Below are 22,324 nucleotides of genomic sequence, written 5' to 3' on the forward strand. Positions count from 1 at the left end.
TCAGCGAATGAGTGTCTTCTCAATCACTCATTTTCGCTCGCGTCACGACGCTCTGCCGCTTCTTTGACGAGTGGCTGTAACTCACCCTTTTGGAACATTTCCAAAATAATGTCACAACCGCCGACTAATTCACCCTCAACCCAAAGCTGTGGAAAGGTTGGCCACTGGGCATAAACGGGGAGTTCAGCGCGGATATCTGGGTTTTGGAGTACGTCTACATAAGCAAACTTTTCGCCACATGCCATCAGCGCTTGCGATGCTTGTGATGAAAAACCACAACTTGGCAGCTTAGGAGAGCCTTTCATATACAGCAGAATCGCATTTTCTTCGATTTGCTGCTTAATCTTATCAATCGTTTCCATTGCTTCCTCGAACACTGTCTTTGAGTCTTACCCTTGATTCTACTTGCTAACCGATTGGAAAAAAATGCCTAAATCCATTGTGGGATTAGCAACAAAAATTTTGCCGCTATCCTTTTAATAAAGTAAAAACTTGCTAAACTAGGCGGAGCAAAACGAAAAAGAGTAGCCACACCGCCATGGGGTCATGTTTTACAGCGGTATCAGCTGAGAACATTCCCTCTTTAGAGAATGTCGGTGTCGGACTACAGGAAGCACTCCCCATATAAAAACGGAGATATAAGCAATGTCATTCCAACTACCTGAACTGCCTTACGCGAAAGACGCGCTAGAGCCACACATTTCAAAAGAAACCCTCGAGTATCACTATGGCAAACACCACAATACTTACGTGGTTAAGCTCAATGGTCTGATCGAAGGGACTGAATTCGAAGGTAAATCACTTGAAGACATCATCAAAACCTCTTCAGGCGGTGTCTTCAACAACGCAGCTCAAGTGTGGAACCACACCTTCTATTGGCATTGCCTAAGCCCGAACGGCGGTGGCGAGCCAACTGGTGAGCTAGCAGACGCAATCAACAAAGCGTTTGGCTCTTTCGAAGAGTTCAAAACTCAGTTCACTACCTCAGCGGTGAACAACTTTGGTTCTGGCTGGACTTGGCTGGTCAAAAAAGCGGACGGTTCTGTGGCAATCGTGAACACCTCGAATGCCGAAACACCAGTGACTCACGACGGTGAAACGCCACTGATGACTGTTGATGTTTGGGAACACGCTTACTACATCGATTACCGTAACGTACGTCCAGATTACATGGCTGCGTTCTGGAAACTGATTAACTGGGAATTTGTCGCGAAAAACTTCGCCGCTTAATGACGTAACGTCACATACCCAGTCAGAAGGAGGCGATTATCGCCTCCTTTTTTATGGTTCATTTTCAGAATGACACACTGGCGACAGCTCGCAGGCGACGCTCCTTAAATGGTGGGCAATAAAAAGCCGCCCAAATTGGCGGCTTGGTTTGACGAAATAGCCATCATTAATCTTGCACGGTTTCTGCTAAGATAATGCGCAGCGAGCGACGCAGTGGCTCAGCCGCCCCCCAAAGCAGTTGGTCACCCACCGTAAAGGCATTAAGAAAATCATCACCCATTGCCAGTTTACGTAGGCGGCCTACCGGGATCGTTAACGTGCCAGTCACCTTCGCTGGGCTAAGGTCAGTCATAGTCACTTCACGTTCATTGGGTACCACTTTCACCCAATCATTGTGCGAACCAATCATCTCTTCGATTTCATCCATTGGTACTGCTTTTTTCAGCTTCACCGTTAAAGCTTGGCTGTGACAACGCATTGCACCAATACGTACGCAAGTGCCATCGATAGGGATTGGATTGTCTTGTAGACCTAAGATTTTGTTGGTTTCAACAGTCGCTTTCCACTCTTCTTTGCTCTGACCATTATCACGTTTCACATCAATCCAAGGGATCAGTGAGCCCGCTAGTGGCACGCCAAAGTTATCGGCAGGGAAATCATCGGAGCGAAGGGTCTGGGCGACTTTACGGTCGATGTCGAGAATCGAGGTCGCGGGACTGGCCAGATCGGTGTTGACCGCATCGTTAATCACGCCCATTTGACTAATCAGCTCGCGCATATGCTTGGCGCCAGAGCCAGACGCGGCTTGATAGGTTTGCGCCGTCATCCACTCGACCAAACCTGATTGGTAAAGACCGCCTAGGCCCATTAGCATTAAGCTAACGGTGCAGTTACCGCCCACAAACGTGCGTGTACCGCCGTGGATCCCTGCTTGAATCTGTTTAAAGTTAATCGGATCCAAGGTGATGATACTATCATCTGCCATTCGCAATGATGAGGCTGCATCAATCCAGTAACCTTTCCAGCCAGCGTGACGCAACTTAGGATAAACCGAGTTGGTGTAATCCCCGCCTTGGCAGGTGATAATAGCATCTAGGGTTTTAAGGGCCTCAATGTCGTAAGCATCTTTAAGCATGCCCGCATCTTTGCCGAAATTCGGGGCCGCGATGCCAACTTGTGAGGTGCTGAAGAAGACAGGCTCAATATGGTCAAAGTCTTTTTCTTCTACCATACGCTGCATCAGCACAGATCCCACCATGCCACGCCAGCCAATTAAACCTACTCGCATCATAATTTCACACTCCATGTTGTGTGACTGAACCAAACGCTTAACCAGATAAGCACGGTTCGGTCAGTGAAAAAACGCTTTTGATACTAACACGTCGATTTACGATAGTCAGGTCAAGGTCATTAACTGTTCAATTCCTCATCAAACCAAAGGAATCCAGACAGATGTGTATGAAGACATTTAACGTACGTGCGACGAAAAAACACACAACTAACAACAAAATAAAAACCATATTTTAATTAAATTAAAACCAACTCTTTCCCTGGGGTTAACCTGAACACGGTAATCGCAACCTAATTCGCGGAAGACTCACATTACTGGCAAAAATGTTTCCCATCTCTTTGTGGTGTTAGCTAGAGTATGTCGCCTCACAAACGGAATAGGATACTGACACACGGAGAGTGATGTGAGTTTAGCCCTGGTTAAAGGGGGTAAATTGCGCAGGGAGTAGTCGCGTTATCACATTAGGTCCACCTTCCAATAATGATGTCGATACGTTCGCCCCACGGCTTTGCAAGGAGTGCGACGTGAAGAAGGTTAAGGTTATGACAACACAACAAGCAAGACTGCCATCAGTCTTTCAAGTGATTCTCTCGCTCGGTATATTTCTCGCGCTAGCGTTTTCATTTACGGCAAAACTCGATCTCCCGATCCAATTGGCCCTGTTTATCGGCTGGTTCGTGATCATGGTATTAGGCCTAAAACTCGGTCATCAATATAAAGACCTTGAGGCTGCTGCCACGAAAGGGATCTCAAATGGTTTAGGCGCTGTGCTTATTCTGCTTTCGGTCGGTGCCTTAGTCGGTACATGGATTGCAGGTGGTATCGTTCCAACCATTATCTTCTATGGTCTGAAAGCAATTCACCCTTCTATTTTCCTTCTTGCGACCATGTTGATTTGTTCCCTCACCGCATTGGCTACCGGAACCTCTTGGGGCTCGGCAGGTACAGCCGGCATCGCCATGATGGGCATTGGACAAGGGTTGGGTATTCCTGCCCCCATGACCGCAGGCGCCGTGCTTTCTGGTTGTTACTTTGGTGACAAAATGTCGCCGCTCTCGGATTCGGTGATTTTGGCCTCATCAATGTCAGGCGTTGAGATCGTTGAGCACATTAAAGGCATGCTGCCAATTGCGCTTATCAGCTACATCATCACCGGTATTCTCTTTACCGCTGTAGGATGGCACTACGCGGGCAACGTGGACATGGGCCAAGTTGAGACCGTGATGTTGGCCATGGAAGAGCAATTTGTGATCACGCCGCTCTCTTTCATTCCTGTTTTGGCGGTGTTGGTATTGCTTGCGATGCGTCTACCCTCGTTCCCTGTAATTAGCTTTGGCTCGTTACTCGGTATTGTATGGGCGGTGATGCTGCAAGACATGACTCCCGTGCAGGCAATCAACACCGCATGGGCGCCTTTTCATATCTCCTCGGGCGTCGACTTTATTGATGCCATCTTAAACCGTGGCGGCATGGAATCGATGCTGGGCTCGGTTGCGGTGATCGTGTTTGGTCTTGGCTTCGGCGGATTGCTGGAAAAAGTCGGCGTCTTACATACCATCGCAAATCTGTTTGAGCGTCGCGTTAACAGCGCAGGTAGCCTCGCCACCTCAACTATTGGTACGGCGTTTATGGGGAACATTTTTGGTTCAGCGATGTATGTATCACTGATCCTGACACCAAAAATCTGTGCCAAAAACTACGACCGCTTAGGTTATCAACGCAAAAACCTATCACGAAATGCTGAGTTCGGTGGCACGCTGACATCAGGCATGGTGCCGTGGAGTGACAATGGTATCTACATGGCCAGCATTCTGGGTGTTGCAACCCTGTCTTACGCCCCGTTTATGTGGTTAAGCTTTGTGTGTATCGCTGTCACCATCGTAACCAGCTACATGGGATGGTTTGTTGACAAAGTAGATGACAAACAAACTGCGGCGGAAACCATGACGCCTGCTGCAGAGAAAGCATAATCTTTTTTGTCACGCGGCACGCTCGCCGCGAGCAATCTGAAGATAAAGAAGGCGCCGACTCGGCGCCTTCTTTGTTTGCATCACTAGTACTCAACTCTCGCTAGCGCAATGAATCGAGGTACTCAGGTAAAAAGAGCGAAATTTGCGGAATGTAGGTAATCAGCATTAAGAACACCAGTAGCAAGCTTAGCCAAGGCAGCGCCGCCTTGATTGCCCAACCGATGGACTCACCAGTAATCCCCGCCGTCACAAATAGGTTCAACCCAACCGGTGGGGTCAGCATCCCGATTTCCATATTGACCACCATAATGATCCCCAAATGAATGGGGTCGATACCCAACTGCATGGCGATGGGGAATAAAATCGGCGCCATAATCAACAAAATCGCCGACGGCTCCATAAAGTTTCCCGCAATCAATAGGAGGATATTGACCACGATTAAAAAGCCCCACGCAGGCAGCCCCCATGCCACAATGCTTTCGGCAATGGTATGTGGAATGCGCTCAGTGGTCAGCACATGGGCAAACAACATCGCATTGGCGATAATAAAGAGCAGCATAATGCTAACCTTGGCGGCATCTTTTACCACATGAGCCACTTCTTTATCGGTTACCGAGCGTATCATCACCCAAGGCAGCTGGACGATATTACGCCCCCAAGCACGTATTGATGACTCGCCCTCAAAACGCCACGGGGTGTCTTTCAGCGGTCCGATATCACGGTATCCCCACACACTCACCAACCATGCGTACACAGCCGCAACTGAAGCTGCTTCAGTCGGGCTGGCTATACCACCATAGATAGAGCCCAATACAATGATGATAAGCATGAGTCCGCCCATCGCTCGCGCCCCTGAGCCAAGCACTGCGCTAACGCCTGGGAAAGGCTGCGAGGGTAAGCCTTTAATGCGTGCGACAATGTAAATCGCGACCATCAGGATCCCGCCCATCATTAAGCCCGGAATAAAGCCTGCCATAAACATCTTCGAGGCAGATACTTCCGTTGCCGCCGCATATACCAGCATCACAATTGACGGAGGGATCAATATCCCCAAGGTGCCCGCATTGGCGATCACCCCAGCGGCAAACGCTTTTGGATAGCCTGCTCTTACCATCCCCACAATCACAATCGAGCCAATGGCTGCAACCGTTGCAGGCGATGAACCTGAGACTGCCGCAAACAGCATGCACGCCATGACAGATGCCATCGCCAATCCACCACGTACATGGCCAACGCAATCAACCGCAAAATTAATTAACCGACGCGCCACTCCTCCAGTTGAGAGAAAGGCAGAAGATAGGATAAAAAAAGGAATCGCCAACAGCGTGTAATGGTGTGTCGTCGCTTCAAAAAGTTTCAGAGCAATAGAGGCAAGGGAATCATTGGAGAACAGTAAAATGGTACTGACGCTCGATAACCCCAGCGCAATGGCAATGGGCATGCCCATGAACATGCACAAAAACAATAACCCAAACAAAACCGCAATGGTCATTTTGATTCCTCCTTGCCTTCCGCTGAACGGCTTGTTGACATACCCTCAACACCCTCTTCAGCAAGATGCATGCTCTCCTTCGCTTCATCAGCAAAGCCAAAACCAAGACGCTTACCTTGAATGACTTCTATAGCCACAGTGATCATGCGCAGTCCAAGCAAAGCGAACCCGATCAGCAAGCACAGCATGGCTTTCCACTTTTCTATCGGAATATCTTCCATTTCAATCGCAATCAGCTTCATCTTGCTCAGGTAGACCCAACTGCCATAGAAAAACAGCACGCAGTACACCATGGCGAGCGCCAGTGCGATTAAGGTCACTGTCTTTTGCAGTGACGGTGAAAATGTTTTCACCAAGGCATCTACCCCAATATGCGCGCCTTCTCGGATCCCCCATGACGCGCCAATCAGCACCATCCAGGCCGATAAATACAAGGTGGCTTCTTGTGCCCAAAGTAAGCCTTCGTTAAAGAAGAAACGCAGCACCACCTCAACAAAGACCAACAAGGTCGTCGCGACCAGTAGCAATCCAATGACGGTTTCTTCGAATCGATGCAAGAACTTGATCATCCTACACTCCCTACGGATGAACCCGGTCAGACCGGAGATAAAACAAAAGCCGGGGCATCCCCGGCTAGATATTATTGATTGGCTTGTACCGCCGCTTGAATCAAGTCAGCGCCAATCTCATCCTCAAATTGCTGCCACACTGGCTGCATGGCTTCGACCCACTCACCGCGCTCTTTATCGGTCAAAGTGAGAATTTGGCTGCGTCCTGAGTCAATGATCTTCTGGCGGTCATCATCTGCTTTTTGTTGCGCAATTTGATTGCCATAAGCCACTGACTCATCCAACGCTTTTTTCAGCACTTCACGATCAGCATCTGGGAGTTGCATCCAAAATTCCGCCGAGGTAGTAACCATGTAATCAAGCACACCATGGTTTGATGCTGTGATATAAGGCTGAACTTCAAAGAACTTCTTCGAATAAATGTTTGACCAGGTATTCTCTTGGCCATCAATGGCTCGGGTTTGTAGAAGGGTAAAGACTTCTGAGAAGGGCTTTTTAAGCGGCACTGCGTCTACCGCATCAAATTGTGCCGCCAACACATCCGAACTCATGATGCGGAATTTCTTACCAGACGCATCACTCGGTACCCGCAGTGGCTCACTGGCAGACAATTGCTTGAGGCCGTTATGCAAATAGCCCAGCCCGATCATGCCTTTACCTTTGACCGACTGCAGCAACGATTGCCCCGCATCTGATTGCTGAAAACGGTCAACCGCTTCCATGTCCTCAAACAAAAATGGCAAATCGAAGACTTGGAGTTTTTTGGTGTACTTGGAGAATTTAGATAAAGAAGGGGCAATAAACTGGACATCACCAAGTAGGAGTGCTTCCATCTCCTTGCCGTCACCAAACAATTGCGAGTTTGGATACACTTCCACTTCGTATTTGTCACCAATACGCTCAGCGACAAGATCTCGGAAATGCAGCGCCATTTGTCCTTTGGGCGTGTTTTCTGCCACCACGTGGGAGAACTTAATCACTTCAGGGGCAGCGTGAGCTGCACTCGCTAACGTGATCGATAGTGCAATTGCAGACAATGTCAGCTTTTTCATTGTTCAACCTCTTTCCTTGTGCCAGTGAGGTCACTCATGACATTTGAGTGACGTTTAAATAACGTTTCGTTTACGTTTTAGGCACTCAAGGTCAATCTGTGAACAAGGAAGCAGGAACAATTCAGCGTGGATCGACGAAAACGGGATCGGACCAAAAAGAAATGGGTGAAAATTCACCCATTACTGATTCGCCTCATCGATCACTTTGGTCTTGATGATTAGTCGTCGCGACTGGTTAATCGTCGCTGCAGTTGATCACGCAGATTAGGGGGTGTGCCTTTGATAGTCAGGGTATCGGTGTCTGGGTCATAGAAGACGCGTTCACCTAACAGCATGGCATCGAAGTTTACCGATAAGCCGCCACCAGCCCCTACAAATTTGGTAAGTTTTCGCATCGTAGTCCGATCGGCAGGAAATTGCTCTTCAAGCTCATAACCTTGTTGATTGGCATACTGGTAGAAGTCAACACCGTCAGGCGTCGGCGGTAGTTCTTGAGCAAGCTCTTTCACTACCACTTCATCGCCTGATTTAAGTTGATCATTACAATAATCAAAGACCTGCTTGCGATACGCGTTCTTTTCTTCTTTTTCCAAACGCGCATCATCGCAGTAATCTTCCACGGCCTGCATCAACACTTGGTTTTGCTGTTTACTGTCCATGCCCACTTGCGCTTGTAAGAAGTCGAGGAAAAAGTCAGCAATTTTGCGCCCGACACGGCCTTTGATGAAGGACAAATATCGATTGGAGTCGGCTTCCGTTTCCCACGTGGAGAGATCGATCCGCGCCGCAATATCCATCTTACTCACGTCAAGATACTCAGTCGCATTGACGTCAAGCTCATCCGTCACCCGCAAACTGTGCTTAGATTCGACCACCCCAATAAACAGATAATCGGTCGCAAGCGCACGATAATGCGCCATGATTAATGTACCGCTGTCGGCAAAAGGATACTTAGCAAGTTCATTACGCAGACGTTCGACAGCTTTTTCAGAAAAAGTGCGAAAGTCGAGGGCTTGGTCACGATATTCCTTTAACCACTGCTGAAATTCACTGTCAGTGTCAAATAAAGCAAACCCTTTGCCTGCTTTTGCGTGATATACCCGATGTACATCGGCCATCAGATTGTCAGTTTGATCGTTGAGCGGTAACGGTCCGTCACGAAGATGAACGTTAAGCGAATCATCATCTTGCTTAACGATTTGATGCAATATTACGTTAGAAAGCGTGAGGCTCATGATTGAAAAGATTTTCAGTAAGACTAAAGTGTGGGTTATTATACGCAGCTTTGGTTTTATTACGACAAGACGAATTTATGCCTGTAACTTCAAAGTATGACGACAAACAAGTGGAACGCATCATCAGTGATGTTGTCAACGTGTTAGAACAACACGATGCGTCAACAGATTTGTCGCTCATGGTGGTCGGTAACGTCGCCACCAATATCCTGAATCAGAATATTCCTGCCGCGCAACGTCAGGCTTTTGCCGAGAAATTCGCCCAAGCGTTGTTGTCTTCTATCGACAAACAATAACGCACCGTGCAGCAGCATCTTAAAAGAGAAGAATAAAGACGTATGGTTGATAGCGGAACATCGTATCGTGACAAAGTATCTCAGCTGATTAGCTGGGGGCATTGGTTTAGCTTTTTTAACATCATTGCCGCTATGTTGCTTGGCACACGCTATATCAGCCAGTCAGGATGGCCCGAAACACTGTTAGGACAAACGTACCTGATTTTTAACTGGGTCGGCCATTTTGGCTTTCTTGTGTTTGCGTTGTACATACTGATCATCTTCCCGGCGAGTTTTATCATTCCCTCACAGCGCTTAATGCGCTTGTTTGCCGTACTGGTGGCGACCACGGGTATGATGGTGTTGCTGCTCGATATTTATGCCTACGAAACCCTCCACCTCCATCTTAACCCCTTGGTGTGGGAGCTGTTGTTAAGCGGCGAAAAAACTGACATGAATGCACACTGGCAATACCTCTTTGTTGCCGTGCCAGCTATCTTTATTCTCCAATTAATCATGTCAGAATGGGTGTGGCGTAAACTTCGTAAACTGACGCGCAAGCGCATCGGGATCCCGGTCGCGACCGTGTTTGCAATCTGCTTTATTTCTAGCCATCTGATCCATATTTGGGCTGACGCATTTATATATAGTCCCGTGACTGCGCAACGCTCGACCTTCCCTGTCTCCTACCCGATGACGGCGAAGACTTTTATGGAAAAATATGGCTTGCTGGATAGACAAGAATACCAACGTCTCCGCGAACAGCGGGGTCAGGAAAATAGCGAGGTTATTCGCTATCCCCTAGAGCCTCTCGCGTTTGCACCGGATGCGAGTAAATATCAGAAAAACCTATTGATGGTAATGATCGAGGGGCTGCGCGCCGACATGCTCAACCCAGTGACCATGCCGCACCTTTACCAGTTTGCCAATGACAACCTGTGGTTTAAAAATCACTTCAGCAGCAGCAATGACGACATGGCTGGGCTGTTTGGGCTCTTCTATGGTCTTCCCGGCAGCTATGCACAAAGTGCACGCACGGAAGGACTGCGTCCGGTGCTCATGAATACATTGAATAATCGTCGCTACCAGATTGGACTATTCAGTGGCGATGGCTTTACCAATCCAATTTATTATCAAAGCATCTTTAGCGCCGACTTACAAAGCGATGATCAGCCTGATCTTCCCGCTTGGCAAGCCGATGCTGAAGCAGTCTCTCAGATGCAAGCATGGCTTGCGGCAAGCGATACATCGCCTTGGTTTGGTTATCTGGAGCTCGCCACCGTAAGTGAATACGAGCAAAACGGTGACTATCCACAGCCGTTCCAACCGTCATTAGATAGCGCGATGGCAGGCGTCGATACCCAAACGGCGCTGGTATTGAAAAACAGTTACAACAACGCCGCGCACTATATCGATGATCAGCTTGGCGCTTTATTGGACGACTTGAAACAATCGGGCCAGCTCGAAAACACTGTGGTTATGATCACGTCCAACCATGGTATGGAGTTTAACGAAACCGGTTTAAATACCTGGGGATCCAACACCAATTACAGCCGTTATCAGTTGCAAGTGCCCTTGGTCATGCATTGGCCAAACCAAGCCCCAGAACAAATTACGAATTACAGTAGTCACCTAGATGTGGCTCCCACTTTGATGGAGTCCATGCTGTCGGTGAGTTCACCGGCTGAAAACTATAGCAGTGGGACCAATTTGTTCGAGTTGAAAAATCGCCCGCGTAAATGGGTTATTGCTGGGGATAGCCGTGATATCGTGGTCGTCCAACCACAAAAGACCACGGTAGTGGATAAATTCGGTAATTATAAAGTGTATGACAAACACTATACCCCCTTACCGGAAGGTAAGCCGCAGCTGTCTGTTTTGATGCAAGTCATGCATGAGTTGAAGCGTTTCTACCATCCAGAAGAGCATGACCGTTAATTTCAGTCTCGAAGTGGCGCATTAATAGCCAAACGATTGAAAAACAGGAAAACAATGCCGTTGAGTAATTGACAGCTGTGAGGGTGATTCGTAATATAGCGCTTAGTCGGTCTGTAGCGCAGCCTGGTAGCGCACTGTCATGGGGTGTCAGGGGTCGCTGGTTCAAATCCAGTCAGACCGACCAATCTTCTCGCCCGCCACTCTTCGAGTGGCGGGCTTTTTCATTTCTACGGTTGGCTTGTGGTTCGACCGACAAAGGCGGCAACGATGGTGTCATCACCTAGCTGTCGGGAAAAGACATAAGCATTGTCTTGGGCAATGGCCCGATGTACCCCTGCGCCTACGGCGGGATGCTGCTGTCTAAACTGAGCCACCTTACGCCAATGGGCTAACAAACGCTGTTGCTCTGCGGTCCGTGACCACACCATGTCAGAACGCGTGCCTTGATGGAAATCATCCCCATAGGGCCCCAAGTCTCGGCCAACCTCATCGCCGTAATACACTTGAATAGCCCCAGGTGAGAGCAAGAGTGCATTGGCCGCGCCGCGTTGCATCGCCATATCTTTGAAGCGACTGAAGAACAGCTCGGTATCATGTGACGACATATAGCTCACTGGAATAAAATCCGCTTCGTTTTGCATCGTTTGGGCGTAAGCATTATACGTCTCTTCCATTTGGCTGAGACAGTACGCGCCTTTGTCCATCTGTTTTTGCAGGTCAAAGTTGATTAGCGCATCAAAGCCTTGATCGAAATAAGGACTACGATAAGCACTGTGGCCCCACACTTCTCCCATCATCCAAAAAGGCGCACCGGACTGCTGATGCTTCTGTCGCCAAGATGCCAAAGCGGCACTGGCTTTTTGCTTAAGCGCTCGCCAGATCTCACCGTCGACATGTTTAACCGTATCGACACGAAACCCATCTATCCCAAAGCGTTCAACCCACTGAGTTTGCCACTCAAGTAAATAATCACTAACCGTATAGCCATCTTGGACTTTTACACGTGTGCCAGGATTGTCGAGCAACCACTGAGGCGGCGTCACTGACTTGGTCGATTCGGTTTTAAAATCGGGAAGCCCTGCCAAGGTCAGGGTTTGATCGCTGGAGCCCGGTGCATCATAGCCCGGTAGTCCCGCGCGTACCCAATCTTTGCCCCACCAGTGCTGCCAGTTTGCGCTTTGATAATCCACCGCTTGGTGAAAGTCATGCCAACTTTGCCCTTTTTTGGGGTGCCAATCTTGCCATTTTGCCGGTAATGCATCCGCATTGACCACCTTAATACCATCTTGTTGTAAGTCCGCTAAGGTGGCGTAACCAGGATGGTTAAGCACTGCATCAAGAAAGACCTTCATGCCACGTTGATGTGCGGCCTCTACCAGTTTTTTCAGCACCGCATCATCGCCAAAGTTTTGGTCTACTTGGGTAAAGTCTCGCGCCCAGTAGCCGTGATAAGCATAAAAAGGAAACGCGCCTTTACTGCCACCCCCAACAAAGCCGTGTACCTGCTCGACAATAGGTGACAGCCAAATCACGTCAGTACCCAGTGATTGAATATAATCGAGCTTCTCGAGCACTCCCTGCAAATCACCGCCATGGAAAGTACCAATGTTCTGTTGATTATCGGAATGGCGACCATAGCTGTGATCATTGCTTGGATCGCCATTGTGAAAGCGATCAACCATCACAAAGTAAATACTGGCATTGCGGTAGGTAAATGCCTGAGGTTCGCGCTCGGTCGGCGCTAACAATATCAATCCACCGCTATTTGATGCTGGGGTCAGCGTCACCTGATGGTCACGAACACGAACAACCTGACCACTGAGCGCTTCTGTCAGTTGTGTGCCATCCGCGAATGCCTCACCAACAGAAAGGGTGACAGGGCCACCGCGATAAACTTGGCATTGCACATCGGGCAAAGGCCGTTTAAACACGGTCGCGGTTTTTTTAGGTTCTCGCTTAATACTCAGTGTGTGGGTGCTAGGCTCAAAATAGAAACCATAGTCACCGGCAAAGCGAATATTGACCTCAAAGTGGCTCTCCGCTTGGCACGACAAAGGAATTGGCGTGTTAAACTTTACACGCGTGGGTGAGGTCGCCTCACATTCACCATCAAGCCCACTGACCGAGACCTTGTAAATATTTTTACCCAATGAGAAAACAGTGGGATGCTGGTCAGTAAGCGGCCCATCCGTTTGCGTGGTTGAGGTTGAAACTGTGATATGTGGCGCTGCAGACACCGAAGCTGAACAGGCAACCGCCACAGCCAGTGCAATGCGCCGCCAAGAGAATAAGGGGATCATGATCGTGCTCCTTGCCGTTTTCTCATAGGGTAAAAAAACAGCAAGGTCATAACATCATTCTTGGCTCTCAGCCCCAAAAGTGTGAGGGCTAACCATAGAGGGCGGAGTTAATCGGTTTTCAGAGACTAGCATCAATGCCGAATAGCTCGGCTATCTCGTCTGCGGGCACCGGTCGGCTATACAGAAAGCCTTGTCCGAAGGTACAGCCTAGCTCACGCAATATCGCTTGTTGGTGAGTGGTTTCAATCCCTTCTGCCACCACGCCCATGCCGAGACTATCGGCCATCGCGATCATCGCAGACACGATCGCTACTTCCTCTTCATCCGGTGCTTCACTTTGGATATCTTTGATAAAGTGTCGGTCGATTTTCAACTTAGAGATCGGGTATCGTTTTAAATAGGCCATCGACGAATACCCAGTCCCGAAATCATCAATCGCAATCCCCACCCCTTTTTCTCGCAACTGCTCTAACACTTTCAATGCACTGGCTTGATTTTCAATCAGGGTGTTTTCGGTGATCTCCAACTCGAGAAAGCGCGGATCGGCGCCCGTTTTTTCCAGAGCTTCGGCAACGACCTGCGTAAAGGTAATATCGGCCAGATTGCGTGGTGAGATATTTACCGCCAACGAGACCATTAGACCCGCATCTTGCCACTGTTTTAACTGACGACACCCGGTTTCCACCACCCACTGGGTGATGTCGTGAATAATCGAGCGCTCTTCAGCCACATCAATAAAATGAAATGGCGAGAGCACGCCCCGTTCAGGATGGTGCCAACGCAGTAGTGCCTCGACACCAATAATGTTGCCGGTCACAAGATCCACTTGTGGCTGATAGAAAAGCTCAAGTTCTTCGTTTTGCACGCATTGCCGTAGCTCGACCGCCAAGCGCAATTTATTGTTGGCTTCGACAGTTAGCGCATCATTGTAAAACGCATAGGTGTTGCGACCCGATTTTTTGGCGAAGTACATCGCAGAATCGGCAAAGGTCAGCAGCTCTTCGGTATTAGCAGCATTGTCTGGGTATTGGGCAATACCGATACTGACACCAATCTGAGCATCAATCCCCCCGCTGAGCACAAACAAGCGGTTCATCGCCTGAATAATGTCTTCGGACAAACTGACACATGCGGCTTTGTCACTGTGAATTAAACGCAGCACCACGAACTCATCCCCGCCCAGTCGCGCTAAGGTGTCCCCTTCTCTTAACAAACCATACAAGCGTTGACTCACCAGCTTTAGCAGCTCATCGCCCACGGCGTGTCCGTGGCTATCATTAACAAATTTAAACTGGTCAAGGTCGAGGAACATCAGAGCCAGTTTGCCATGAGCCCCCATGGGCATCTTGAGTGCTTGTCTAGTGCGAGATGCCAATAGTAAGCGATTTGGCAAGCCGGTCAGTGCATCATAGTGCGCGAGATCAATCAGCTTTTTCTCTGAATCTTTCAGCTTGGAGATATCTGAAAAGACGCCAACATAATTCACCACCTCACCGGCGTCGTTCTTCACCACACTGATAGAAAGCAGTTGTGGATATACCACCCCATCTTTGCGCCGATTCCATATCTCTCCTTTCCATCGGCCTTGTTGAGCAACCTCTTCCCACATTGTGCGGAAAAAGGCTTTATCATGACGTCCCGAGTTAAGAATGGACGGATCATTCCCTAGAACATCTTCTTCTTGATAGCCAGTAATGGCACTAAAACCCCCATTGACTGCCACAATTTTGGCGTCTGCATCCGTCACCAGTACCCCTTCGCTCGATTGTTCAAAGATTTTTGCGTTGAGCATCAGCTTACGCTCAACTTCAAGTCGCTCTGAAACATCATGGATCACGGAAAAGAGTAATTTGACATGACCTATGGTGATGGGTGAAGAGTGCACCTCAACCTGACGCACCTCACCGCTTTTTAAACGGTGAGAGAAGATAAAGTAGTTTTTATCACGCTGACGCGCTTGGGAAAGGCTTTGACGCAACGCACTCTCGGTATGGGTATTAATATCGCTGATCCGCATGGATGTCAGCGTCGCATGGTCATAGCCGTAAAACTGTTGGGCACTGTCGTTGGCATCGACAATGTCGCCACTTTTGGCATCCAGCAGTAGCATCACGGCATCATGACGCTTGAAGATACTGCGGAAACGATGACTATCATCTACAACCCGACCAATTGACTGTGCAAAGCTGCGGCCAGCATTATAACGACCGTAGAGTCCTCCTAGCCAAAAGCCGAGTACAATCACTCCCATTAGCCAGACTTTCGGGTGCCAACGCACACCGTGCCAGCCATCTTCAGGGATCCCAAGTAAACGCCATTGACCTGATGGTAAACTCATCGTCAAGATAACCGGATCTTGGGTATGTATGTGCGGCGTACCATAAATAGGTTTGAAAGGCTCAGTCAGCCGTCGGCGCCCTTCTAAGGCAACTTGAACGGGTAAACGCTCCCCTTGAGTAAAGCTATCGGTAAACAACGCCTCAATGTCTAGCACCGTGGAAAGCACGCCCCACGGCAGGTTTTTACGGGCATTGGTAATGCTTTGTCGCGCGATTAAGGCTGTTCCACCTTGCAGCAGCTCAACAGGCCCTGAGATGACGGGTTTATCAGAGGCATGGGCGTTACGCACGCTTTCCAGTTGTGCCGGGATATCATGATAATCCGTACCAAGCAGAGTTTCACCCACCGACTCCGGATAGACATGACTAATCACCCAATTTCGCGCGGCACCAAAATTAAGAATATGGGTAGATTGAGACATCAATTGCGCCGCGAACTCGGCAAATGCCTCTTGGGTAAGCTCAGGATTTAAACTGATATAGGTTGCTAGGCCGTAGCTTAAATCCATGTTCTGTGTCACGTTAAGCTCTATACGAGACCGATAGGCCAATAATGCCGCGCGCACTTTATCTATCTGTTTATCATGCTCTTGTTGGTATAGCCAGAACTCCACTGACGCGACAACAAGTACGAAGACCATAATAGAAATCAGTATATTGTATATAAACCCTACTCGGGCCGAACGACGGGCGACAGAGTCTAGCGCCGAGGGAACTGCTTGCTGCATGACGCAATACAACCTTATTTCGCCCACTTTTTTAGGCGAACATGATGAACAACTTCAGGCGTAACACGCGATTATATAACCGCCGCGTAGAATCACCAGCACTTAGGGCCGGTTTATGATGAATGGTTTCCGACAACATGGTTCAGATCAAGTAACACACCAAAGACGTTGCACGATGCATAATACGTATTGACATAGTAAGGTATGCTGGCTTTTTAGACATCAGGAGACAAGGATGACACTGACCATGGAGTATGGCGCGATATTGGTCGCGCTCGGGTTTATTGCCGGTATTATAAATACCTTAGCAGGCGGTGGCTCCAACCTGACCCTTCCAGCGTTAATGGTCATGGGGATGCCCGCCGACGTCGCGAATGCGACCAATCGCGTTGGCGTGTGGTTGCAGTGTGCCTCGGGGATGGCAGGCTTTAAACGCCACGACAAACTTGATACGCAAGATATCTGGCCAGTGCTGGTACCCAGCCTGATTGGTGGCTTACTTGGCGCACTTGCCGCCGCTTGGCTGCCCACCAGCTGGGTCAAACCTCTTTTACTGGGGACGCTACTCACCATGACAGTGGTGATGTTAGTCAAACCGACCACCCTCACCCCGCCACCGGGAACACCGATTAAAAAAGTGAAAGACACACCGAGTGCATGGCTGGGTTTATGTTTAGCTGGCTTCTACGGTGGCTTTGTGCAAGCTGGGGTTGGCTTTGTGTTACTGGCGGCCTTATGCGGCACCTTGAATTATGATCTGGTGCGCGGTAACGCGCTTAAACTGGCTTGTACACTTGCATTCACCACCTTATCGCTGCTGGTTTTTATTGCCGATGATCTGGTGCGTTGGCTACCCGGTTTGCTCCTTGCCATCGGCACCATGACTGGCGCGCGCGTAGCCGTCAAGTTTGCGATTTCAGCCAATCCAAAGACGCTCAAACTCTTTTTGTTTGTCATGACGCTGGCGGGCTGTATTGCCGCTTATGCGTTTTAATCCCATAGCATCAGTCTGTAGACGCTTGTCGTTTGGGTGCACGCTTGCGCCGCGTTGTTTTATCACCCGTGCGACGTTTACGGGTAAATTGACGCTTAGGTGGCGGCGGTAAATTCTTCAATGACGTAGGTGGCGGTGCGGTTTTTATCGTCTCAATCAAACCTTGTAATTGTTCGGTCAATGCATGCATAAAAGGTTGATAGGCACATTTTTTTTCTGCCATGTCTTGCAGTTGGCGCTCCCATTGCGCGGTCATATCTGGATAGGTGGCGCTATCCGGCAACGCGGCAATCAGTCCTTTCCCACTCGGTGTAGCATGTAAGGTTTTGCCTTGGCGCAGTAACAAGCCACGCTTTAGCAACAACTCGATGATCCCAGCTCGGGTTGCTTCAGTCCCTAAACCATCGGTTTCTCGTAAAATACCCTTCAGTTTTTTATCTTGCACATAGCGACCGATCCCCGTCATCGCCTGCAACAGACTCGATTCGGTAAAGGCGGCCGGCGGCTCCGTCATACAATCTTTTATCTCACCGCGCTCACACACTAGTTGCTCGCCCGGCTGTAAGTGAGGCAAGGGGCTCGCTGACGCCTCAGCCACTTGCGTATTCGGCAGCAACGAACGCCAACCAGCCACGGTCAGGACTTTTCCTTTGGCAATAAAGCAACCGCCCGCGATATCAAACACCAGTTTGCCTTCTGCATATTCCGCCGGTGGAAAAAATTGCATGAGATACTGGCGCGCGATGAGCTGGTAAAGTTTCGCTTCATCACTGGAGAGCCCAGCAGGCGCCGCTTTGGCGGTGGGAATAATGGCATGGTGCGCGCCGACCTTTGCATCGTTCCATGCTTTGTTCTTTCTAGATGTATCTGCCTGATCGCACGCATCGATAAGCGGTTGACACCCTTGTCTAATCGCCTGCACGACTTTACCTGCCTCCGCAAAGTGGCCCTTAGGCAGATATCGACAGTCCGAACGCGGATAGGTAATCAATTTATGTCGCTCATAAAGCTGCTGGCAGATATCTAGCGCTTTTTGCGCACTAAAGCCAAACCGTTTAGATGCATCAATCTGCAAGGCCGACAAATTATAGGGCAGCGGCGCAGCCTGCTTGCGGGTTTGACGCTCGGCCTCTGTCACCTTTGCTGGTTGGCCAGCAATACGATTGGCAACATTTTCGGCCAGCGCGCGAGAAATCACGCGCCCTTGCGGATCTTGCCATTGCGCGCACGCGTCACTAGGCTGCCATCTAGCTCGGATCATTTCACCTTGATACGGCAACAGAGCATCGAGTTGGTAGAAAGGGTGTGGGACAAAGTCTTCGATTTCTTGGTCGCGACGGACCACCAAACCCAGCACTGGGGTTTGGACACGCCCTACAGACAACACGCCTTGGTAGCCCGCTTGTTGACCAAGTAACGTGTAGGCGCGCGACAAATTCATCCCATAGAGCCAATCAGCACGAGAGCGCGCCAACGCTGATACGGACAGCGGAACAAAGGCGTGATTGTCACCCATTTTGTTGAGCGCTTTTTTCACGGCCGACACGTTTAGATCGCTGACTAACAAGCGCTGAATCCGAGCCTTTTTCGCTGCACTCACTCCCGCATAATCAATGACTTCATCAACAAGTAGTTGCCCTTCGCGATCAGGGTCGCCGGCATGCACGAGATGATCAAACTGCTTGATCAGTTTTTTCACGATCGCTAATTGACCGGCCGCTGATTTGCGCGGACGCAGTTTCCATTGCTGAGGTATGATGGGCAGATGTGCTAACTTCCATTGCTTGTACTGGCTGTCATATGCGTCCGGCTCTACTTGCTCAAGCAAGTGGCCGATACACCATGTCACCACATCCCCGTTGGCGGTTTCGATATAGCCTTTGTGGTTTTTTTGCGGTTTGGACAAACCGGCGGCAATGGCTCTGCCGAGGCTGGGCTTCTCGGCGATAAATAGGCGCGCCATATCACTCTCTAACTCTGTGCAATGAACCACATGGTATGCAAAGCGTATGGCGGGCGCAATAAAAAACCTGTACATATGCACAGGTCTTTAAAAGTGAATTAGAGATACTTCACGTATTTGCTGGTATCACGCGTTGGCGCATTGGCCGGTGCACAATCTGGGGTGCCGAGATACAAAAAGCCGACAATCGCATCATCACCATCTACTTCTAGCGCTTGGCGCACAACAGGGTGATAGGCAAAGGTGCCGGTACGCCAAAACCCTTGAAAACCTTGCGCAACTGCTGCCATTTGCATTGCTTGGGTGGCACAACCGGCGGAGATATGCTGTTCAATCGTCGGGACTTTTTCATGAAAGCGTGTACGCGCAATGACCGCAATGATCATGGGTGCGCGAAACGGTGCTTGTTTGGCTTTTTCTATCGCAGTATCGTCCGCGCCATCGGCTTTCGCGGCCTCCACTAAAATCTGAGATAGCCGCGTTAATCCTTCACCTTCACACACCACAAACTGCCAAGGCGTTAATGCGCCATGATCAGGGGCGCGCAATCCAGCTTGAAGAATGTTCTCTAACGTTTGGCCGCTTGGCGCTGGCTCAGCTAAACGTGGAATAGAGCGGCGCTGTAATAGCAAATCAAGTGCGTTCATGGTCTTTTCCTTGTAACCCGTATATGCAGCCACGGTATCACCGCAGCGTATCGTACTGATTGCTTTATGCTAACACAGCCACTGCGCGACAAAGTCGCGCAGTTTATACGGGTTTATAGCGCGAGTGCGGTTTCAATGCCCTGACGAATGGCCCGTTTAGCGTCTAGCTCTCCCGCATGCTCCGCCCCGCCAATCAAATGGAATGGCAAACCTGCCGACTCAAGTGTCTTGGCCAACGCATTCACAGACTCTTGACCGGCACAGAGAATAATCTGGTCGGCAGGAATGACATGAGGCTCATCTTTGATGCTGATGTGTAATCCCCCATCATCAATTTTATGGTAGGTCACACCGCCCACTAAGTTTACGCCTCGTTTTTGCAAAGTTTTACGATGGATCCAACCCGTGGTTTTCCCTGGGCCTTTGCCAACGCGGCCTTCCCGACGCTGCAGGACCCATACTTGCTTGTCACTCTTAGTGTCATGGGCAGGATACAATCCTCCTTCGTGGGAAATAGTTTTATCGATCCCCCACTCTTTCAACCAGTCATCCAGTTGTTGATTCGCAGGTTCAGTGATCATTGTGGCCACATCCACGCCGATCCCGCCCGCGCCGATAATCGCAATGTGACTCCCCAACTCAGGTTGCTCACGAATAAAGGTTTGATAGTCAATCACCTTAGGATGATCAATGCCCTCAATCGCGGGGCGGCGAGGCTTAACCCCGGTTGCAACCACTACCTCATCGAATTCCCTGAGGGTGTCGACCTCAACACTGTGATTAAGATGGACGGTGACACCGGCTTTCTCCAAACGACGCAAGTAATAGCGAATGGTCTCTTGGAACTCTTCTTTGCCGGGAATGGTCATCGCCAAGTTAAACTGCCCACCCAAGCGATCAGATTTTTCAAACAAGGTCACTGTATGGCCTCGCTCAGCCGCTTCGGTGGCACAGCTGATCCCAGCCATTCCGCCTCCCACGACAGCCACTGTTTTCACTTGCCGAACTGGCGTCGCCACCAACTCTGTTTCGTAACAAGCTTTCGGGTTCACCAAGCAACTGGCTCGCTTGCCTTTAAACACATGATCCAAGCACGCTTGGTTACAGGCAATACAGGTATTGATGTCCTCCGATTGCCCAGCCTTAGCTTTGGCAACAAAGGCAGCATCGGCCAAGAAAGGACGTGCCATCGAAACCATATCAGCCTGACCGCTGGCGAGAATCTGTTCGGCCACCTCTGGGGTATTAATTCGGTTGCAGGTAACCAGAGGCACCGACACCTCACCTTTGAGTTTTTCTGTCACCCAACTAAAGGCGCCGCGAGGAACTTGCGTTGCGATGGTTGGAATGCGCGCTTCATGCCAGCCAATACCAGTATTAATAATGGTGACACCGGCCTGCTCTAGGCCTTTCGCTAGCGCGACCACATCGTCAAAGGTGTTGCCTTGCTCGACCAAATCCAACATCGATAATCGGAAGATCACAATAAAATCGTCACCGGCCGCTTTTCTCACTGCCCGCATGACTTCCACGGCAAAACGCATGCGATTTTCCACCGAGCCGCCCCATTGATCATAACGGCGGTTGGCTCGATGGCAGAAAAATTGGTTGATGAGATAACCTTCAGATCCCATGATTTCAACCCCATCATAACCCGCTTCTCGCGCGAGCGCGGCGCTGCGGCCGAAGGCTTTGATCGTGCGCCAAATCGCTCTCTCGCTCATGGCAAAAGGCGTGAACTTACTGATCGGAGCGCGGATTGCGGAAGCACTTTGGGCAAACGGATGGAAGGCATAACGCCCAGCATGAAGCAATTGAAGTGCAATCTTTCCGCCATTGGCATGTACCGCATCTGTGATGGCTCGATGAGTACGAGCGGCACGTCCAGAGCTAAACTGTGCGCTAAATGGAGTCAATCGACCGCGAAAGTTCGGCGAAAAGCCACCAGTGACAATTAAGCCAACGTCGCCTTTCGCGCGCTCTGCATAAAAGGCTGCGAGCTTTTTAAAACCGTCATTGGCTTCTTCCAATCCGGTATGCATCGAGCCCATCAGAACGCGGTTTTTCAATGTTGTAAACCCGAGGTCTAGCGGGGCTAGCATATGGGGGTAAGAGTGCTGTTCCATTGCTTGCTCACTTATTGTTGTGGTCTGACCAGACTATAGCGCTGTCGGCTACTGTTTTTCAAACGTTCGTTTACAAACTAGCAACATCGATTGTCGAATAGTTGATCTCAGTAGGACTTTCCTCCCCACTCTGTCGGATACGGGATAAGCTTGGGCTATCGATCCTTGCAGTGAT

General features: G+C 49.7%; 16 protein-coding genes and 1 tRNA gene. 6 read left to right on the forward strand and 11 right to left on the reverse strand.

Annotation, left to right across the window (positions count from 1 at the left end):
* Positions 1-23: 23 nt before the first annotated feature.
* Complete coding sequence (locus BZG82_RS01570; protein ID WP_069590051.1) at positions 24-362, reverse strand: Grx4 family monothiol glutaredoxin; 339 nt, start codon at positions 360-362, stop codon at positions 24-26.
* Positions 363-645: 283 nt separating this feature from the next.
* Between BZG82_RS01570 and sodB the strand changes: the two genes are divergently transcribed.
* On the forward strand, positions 646-1,230 hold the full coding sequence (sodB, locus tag BZG82_RS01575; protein WP_069590049.1) for a superoxide dismutase [Fe]: 585 nt from the start codon (positions 646-648) through the stop codon (positions 1,228-1,230).
* A 166-nt stretch (positions 1,231-1,396) separates the two neighbouring features.
* On the opposite strand, the gene asd is transcribed toward sodB, so the two are convergent.
* The gene (gene asd / locus BZG82_RS01580) at positions 1,397-2,518 is read right to left on the reverse strand and encodes an aspartate-semialdehyde dehydrogenase (protein WP_077765045.1); all 1,122 of its coding nucleotides are present in this window, start codon (positions 2,516-2,518) and stop codon (positions 1,397-1,399) included.
* Between the two features lie 545 nt (positions 2,519-3,063).
* Here asd and nhaC point away from each other — a divergent pair.
* On the forward strand, positions 3,064-4,491 hold the full coding sequence (nhaC, locus tag BZG82_RS01585; RefSeq protein ID WP_077674225.1) for a Na+/H+ antiporter NhaC: 1,428 nt from the start codon (positions 3,064-3,066) through the stop codon (positions 4,489-4,491).
* 100 nt (positions 4,492-4,591) lie between these two features.
* Here nhaC and BZG82_RS01590 read toward each other — a convergent pair whose 3' ends face one another.
* The 4 genes from BZG82_RS01590 to yejK all read right to left on the reverse strand — a co-directional run bounded on the left by BZG82_RS01590 (position 4,592) and on the right by yejK (position 8,839).
* Positions 4,592-5,983 carry a TRAP transporter large permease gene (locus BZG82_RS01590; protein ID WP_077674226.1) on the reverse strand — a complete coding sequence of 464 codons (1,392 nt, stop codon included), beginning with the start codon at positions 5,981-5,983 and terminating at the stop codon, positions 4,592-4,594.
* Positions 5,980-6,552 carry a TRAP transporter small permease gene (locus BZG82_RS01595; RefSeq protein WP_077479305.1) on the reverse strand — a complete coding sequence of 191 codons (573 nt, stop codon included), beginning with the start codon at positions 6,550-6,552 and terminating at the stop codon, positions 5,980-5,982. Before BZG82_RS01595 ends, BZG82_RS01590 begins: the two co-directional genes overlap by 4 nt.
* A gap of 71 nt (positions 6,553-6,623) precedes the next feature.
* Positions 6,624-7,604 (reverse strand): TRAP transporter substrate-binding protein, encoded by a 981-nt coding sequence (locus tag BZG82_RS01600; protein ID WP_077479304.1) that lies wholly within the window; start codon positions 7,602-7,604, stop codon positions 6,624-6,626.
* A 218-nt stretch (positions 7,605-7,822) separates the two neighbouring features.
* On the reverse strand, positions 7,823-8,839 hold the full coding sequence (gene yejK, locus BZG82_RS01605; protein WP_077662223.1) for a nucleoid-associated protein YejK: 1,017 nt from the start codon (positions 8,837-8,839) through the stop codon (positions 7,823-7,825).
* A 77-nt stretch (positions 8,840-8,916) separates the two neighbouring features.
* Between yejK and BZG82_RS01610 the strand changes: the two genes are divergently transcribed.
* The 3 genes from BZG82_RS01610 to BZG82_RS01620 all read left to right on the forward strand — a co-directional run bounded on the left by BZG82_RS01610 (position 8,917) and on the right by BZG82_RS01620 (position 11,236).
* Entirely contained in the window at positions 8,917-9,135 is a 219-nt protein-coding gene (locus BZG82_RS01610; RefSeq protein WP_069590037.1) for a YejL family protein, read from the forward strand.
* A gap of 42 nt (positions 9,136-9,177) precedes the next feature.
* A complete protein-coding gene (locus tag BZG82_RS01615; protein ID WP_077765015.1) occupies positions 9,178-11,052 on the forward strand; it encodes a DUF3413 domain-containing protein in 1,875 nt (624 codons plus the stop codon).
* Between the two features lie 107 nt (positions 11,053-11,159).
* A tRNA-Pro gene (locus BZG82_RS01620) sits at positions 11,160-11,236 on the forward strand.
* Between the two features lie 43 nt (positions 11,237-11,279).
* On the opposite strand, the gene BZG82_RS01625 is transcribed toward BZG82_RS01620, so the two are convergent.
* Both BZG82_RS01625 and BZG82_RS01630 read right to left on the reverse strand, forming a co-directional pair.
* The gene (locus tag BZG82_RS01625; RefSeq protein ID WP_077765016.1) at positions 11,280-13,352 is read right to left on the reverse strand and encodes an alpha-amylase; all 2,073 of its coding nucleotides are present in this window, start codon (positions 13,350-13,352) and stop codon (positions 11,280-11,282) included.
* A 118-nt stretch (positions 13,353-13,470) separates the two neighbouring features.
* Complete coding sequence (locus tag BZG82_RS01630) at positions 13,471-16,419, reverse strand: bifunctional diguanylate cyclase/phosphodiesterase (RefSeq protein WP_077765017.1); 2,949 nt, start codon at positions 16,417-16,419, stop codon at positions 13,471-13,473.
* A gap of 235 nt (positions 16,420-16,654) precedes the next feature.
* Here BZG82_RS01630 and BZG82_RS01635 point away from each other — a divergent pair, with 235 nt between their 5' ends.
* Positions 16,655-17,413, forward strand: a complete 759-nt coding sequence (locus BZG82_RS01635; RefSeq protein WP_077765018.1) for a sulfite exporter TauE/SafE family protein — start codon at positions 16,655-16,657, stop codon at positions 17,411-17,413.
* Between the two features lie 10 nt (positions 17,414-17,423).
* Here the strand turns inward: BZG82_RS01635 and BZG82_RS01640 are convergent, their stop codons facing one another.
* From BZG82_RS01640 to BZG82_RS01650, 3 genes are all read right to left on the reverse strand, one after another.
* Positions 17,424-19,376, reverse strand: a complete 1,953-nt coding sequence (locus BZG82_RS01640) for a DNA topoisomerase III (RefSeq protein WP_077765046.1) — start codon at positions 19,374-19,376, stop codon at positions 17,424-17,426.
* A 98-nt stretch (positions 19,377-19,474) separates the two neighbouring features.
* The gene (locus BZG82_RS01645) at positions 19,475-20,023 is read right to left on the reverse strand and encodes an NAD(P)H nitroreductase (protein ID WP_077765019.1); all 549 of its coding nucleotides are present in this window, start codon (positions 20,021-20,023) and stop codon (positions 19,475-19,477) included.
* A 113-nt stretch (positions 20,024-20,136) separates the two neighbouring features.
* Positions 20,137-22,149, reverse strand: coding sequence for an NADPH-dependent 2,4-dienoyl-CoA reductase (locus BZG82_RS01650; RefSeq protein ID WP_069590026.1), 2,013 nt, complete (start codon positions 22,147-22,149; stop codon positions 20,137-20,139).
* Between the last annotated feature and the right edge of the window lie 175 nt (positions 22,150-22,324).

Origin of the sequence: Salinivibrio sp. PR5 (genome assembly GCF_001996085.1) — a bacterium.
Classification (GTDB): Bacteria; Pseudomonadota; Gammaproteobacteria; order Enterobacterales; family Vibrionaceae; genus Salinivibrio; species Salinivibrio proteolyticus.

Bases quoted from the DNA above. Each gene is read 5' to 3' on its own strand.
- BZG82_RS01570 (WP_069590051.1), bottom strand. From the start codon at position 362: ATGGAAACGATTGATAAGATTAAGCAGCAAATCGAAGAAAATGCGATT.
- sodB (WP_069590049.1), top strand. From the start codon at position 646: ATGTCATTCCAACTACCTGAACTGCCTTACGCGAAAGACGCGCTAGAG.
- asd (WP_077765045.1), bottom strand. From the start codon at position 2,518: ATGCGAGTAGGTTTAATTGGCTGGCGTGGCATGGTGGGATCTGTGCTG.
- nhaC (WP_077674225.1), top strand. From the start codon at position 3,064: ATGACAACACAACAAGCAAGACTGCCATCAGTCTTTCAAGTGATTCTC.
- BZG82_RS01590 (WP_077674226.1), bottom strand. From the start codon at position 5,983: ATGACCATTGCGGTTTTGTTTGGGTTATTGTTTTTGTGCATGTTCATG.
- BZG82_RS01595 (WP_077479305.1), bottom strand. From the start codon at position 6,552: ATGATCAAGTTCTTGCATCGATTCGAAGAAACCGTCATTGGATTGCTA.
- BZG82_RS01600 (WP_077479304.1), bottom strand. From the start codon at position 7,604: ATGAAAAAGCTGACATTGTCTGCAATTGCACTATCGATCACGTTAGCG.
- yejK (WP_077662223.1), bottom strand. From the start codon at position 8,839: ATGAGCCTCACGCTTTCTAACGTAATATTGCATCAAATCGTTAAGCAA.
- BZG82_RS01610 (WP_069590037.1), top strand. From the start codon at position 8,917: ATGCCTGTAACTTCAAAGTATGACGACAAACAAGTGGAACGCATCATC.
- BZG82_RS01615 (WP_077765015.1), top strand. From the start codon at position 9,178: ATGGTTGATAGCGGAACATCGTATCGTGACAAAGTATCTCAGCTGATT.
- BZG82_RS01625 (WP_077765016.1), bottom strand. From the start codon at position 13,352: ATGATCCCCTTATTCTCTTGGCGGCGCATTGCACTGGCTGTGGCGGTT.
- BZG82_RS01630 (WP_077765017.1), bottom strand. From the start codon at position 16,419: ATGCAGCAAGCAGTTCCCTCGGCGCTAGACTCTGTCGCCCGTCGTTCG.
- BZG82_RS01635 (WP_077765018.1), top strand. From the start codon at position 16,655: ATGACACTGACCATGGAGTATGGCGCGATATTGGTCGCGCTCGGGTTT.
- BZG82_RS01640 (WP_077765046.1), bottom strand. From the start codon at position 19,376: ATGGCGCGCCTATTTATCGCCGAGAAGCCCAGCCTCGGCAGAGCCATT.
- BZG82_RS01645 (WP_077765019.1), bottom strand. From the start codon at position 20,023: ATGAACGCACTTGATTTGCTATTACAGCGCCGCTCTATTCCACGTTTA.
- BZG82_RS01650 (WP_069590026.1), bottom strand. From the start codon at position 22,149: ATGGAACAGCACTCTTACCCCCATATGCTAGCCCCGCTAGACCTCGGG.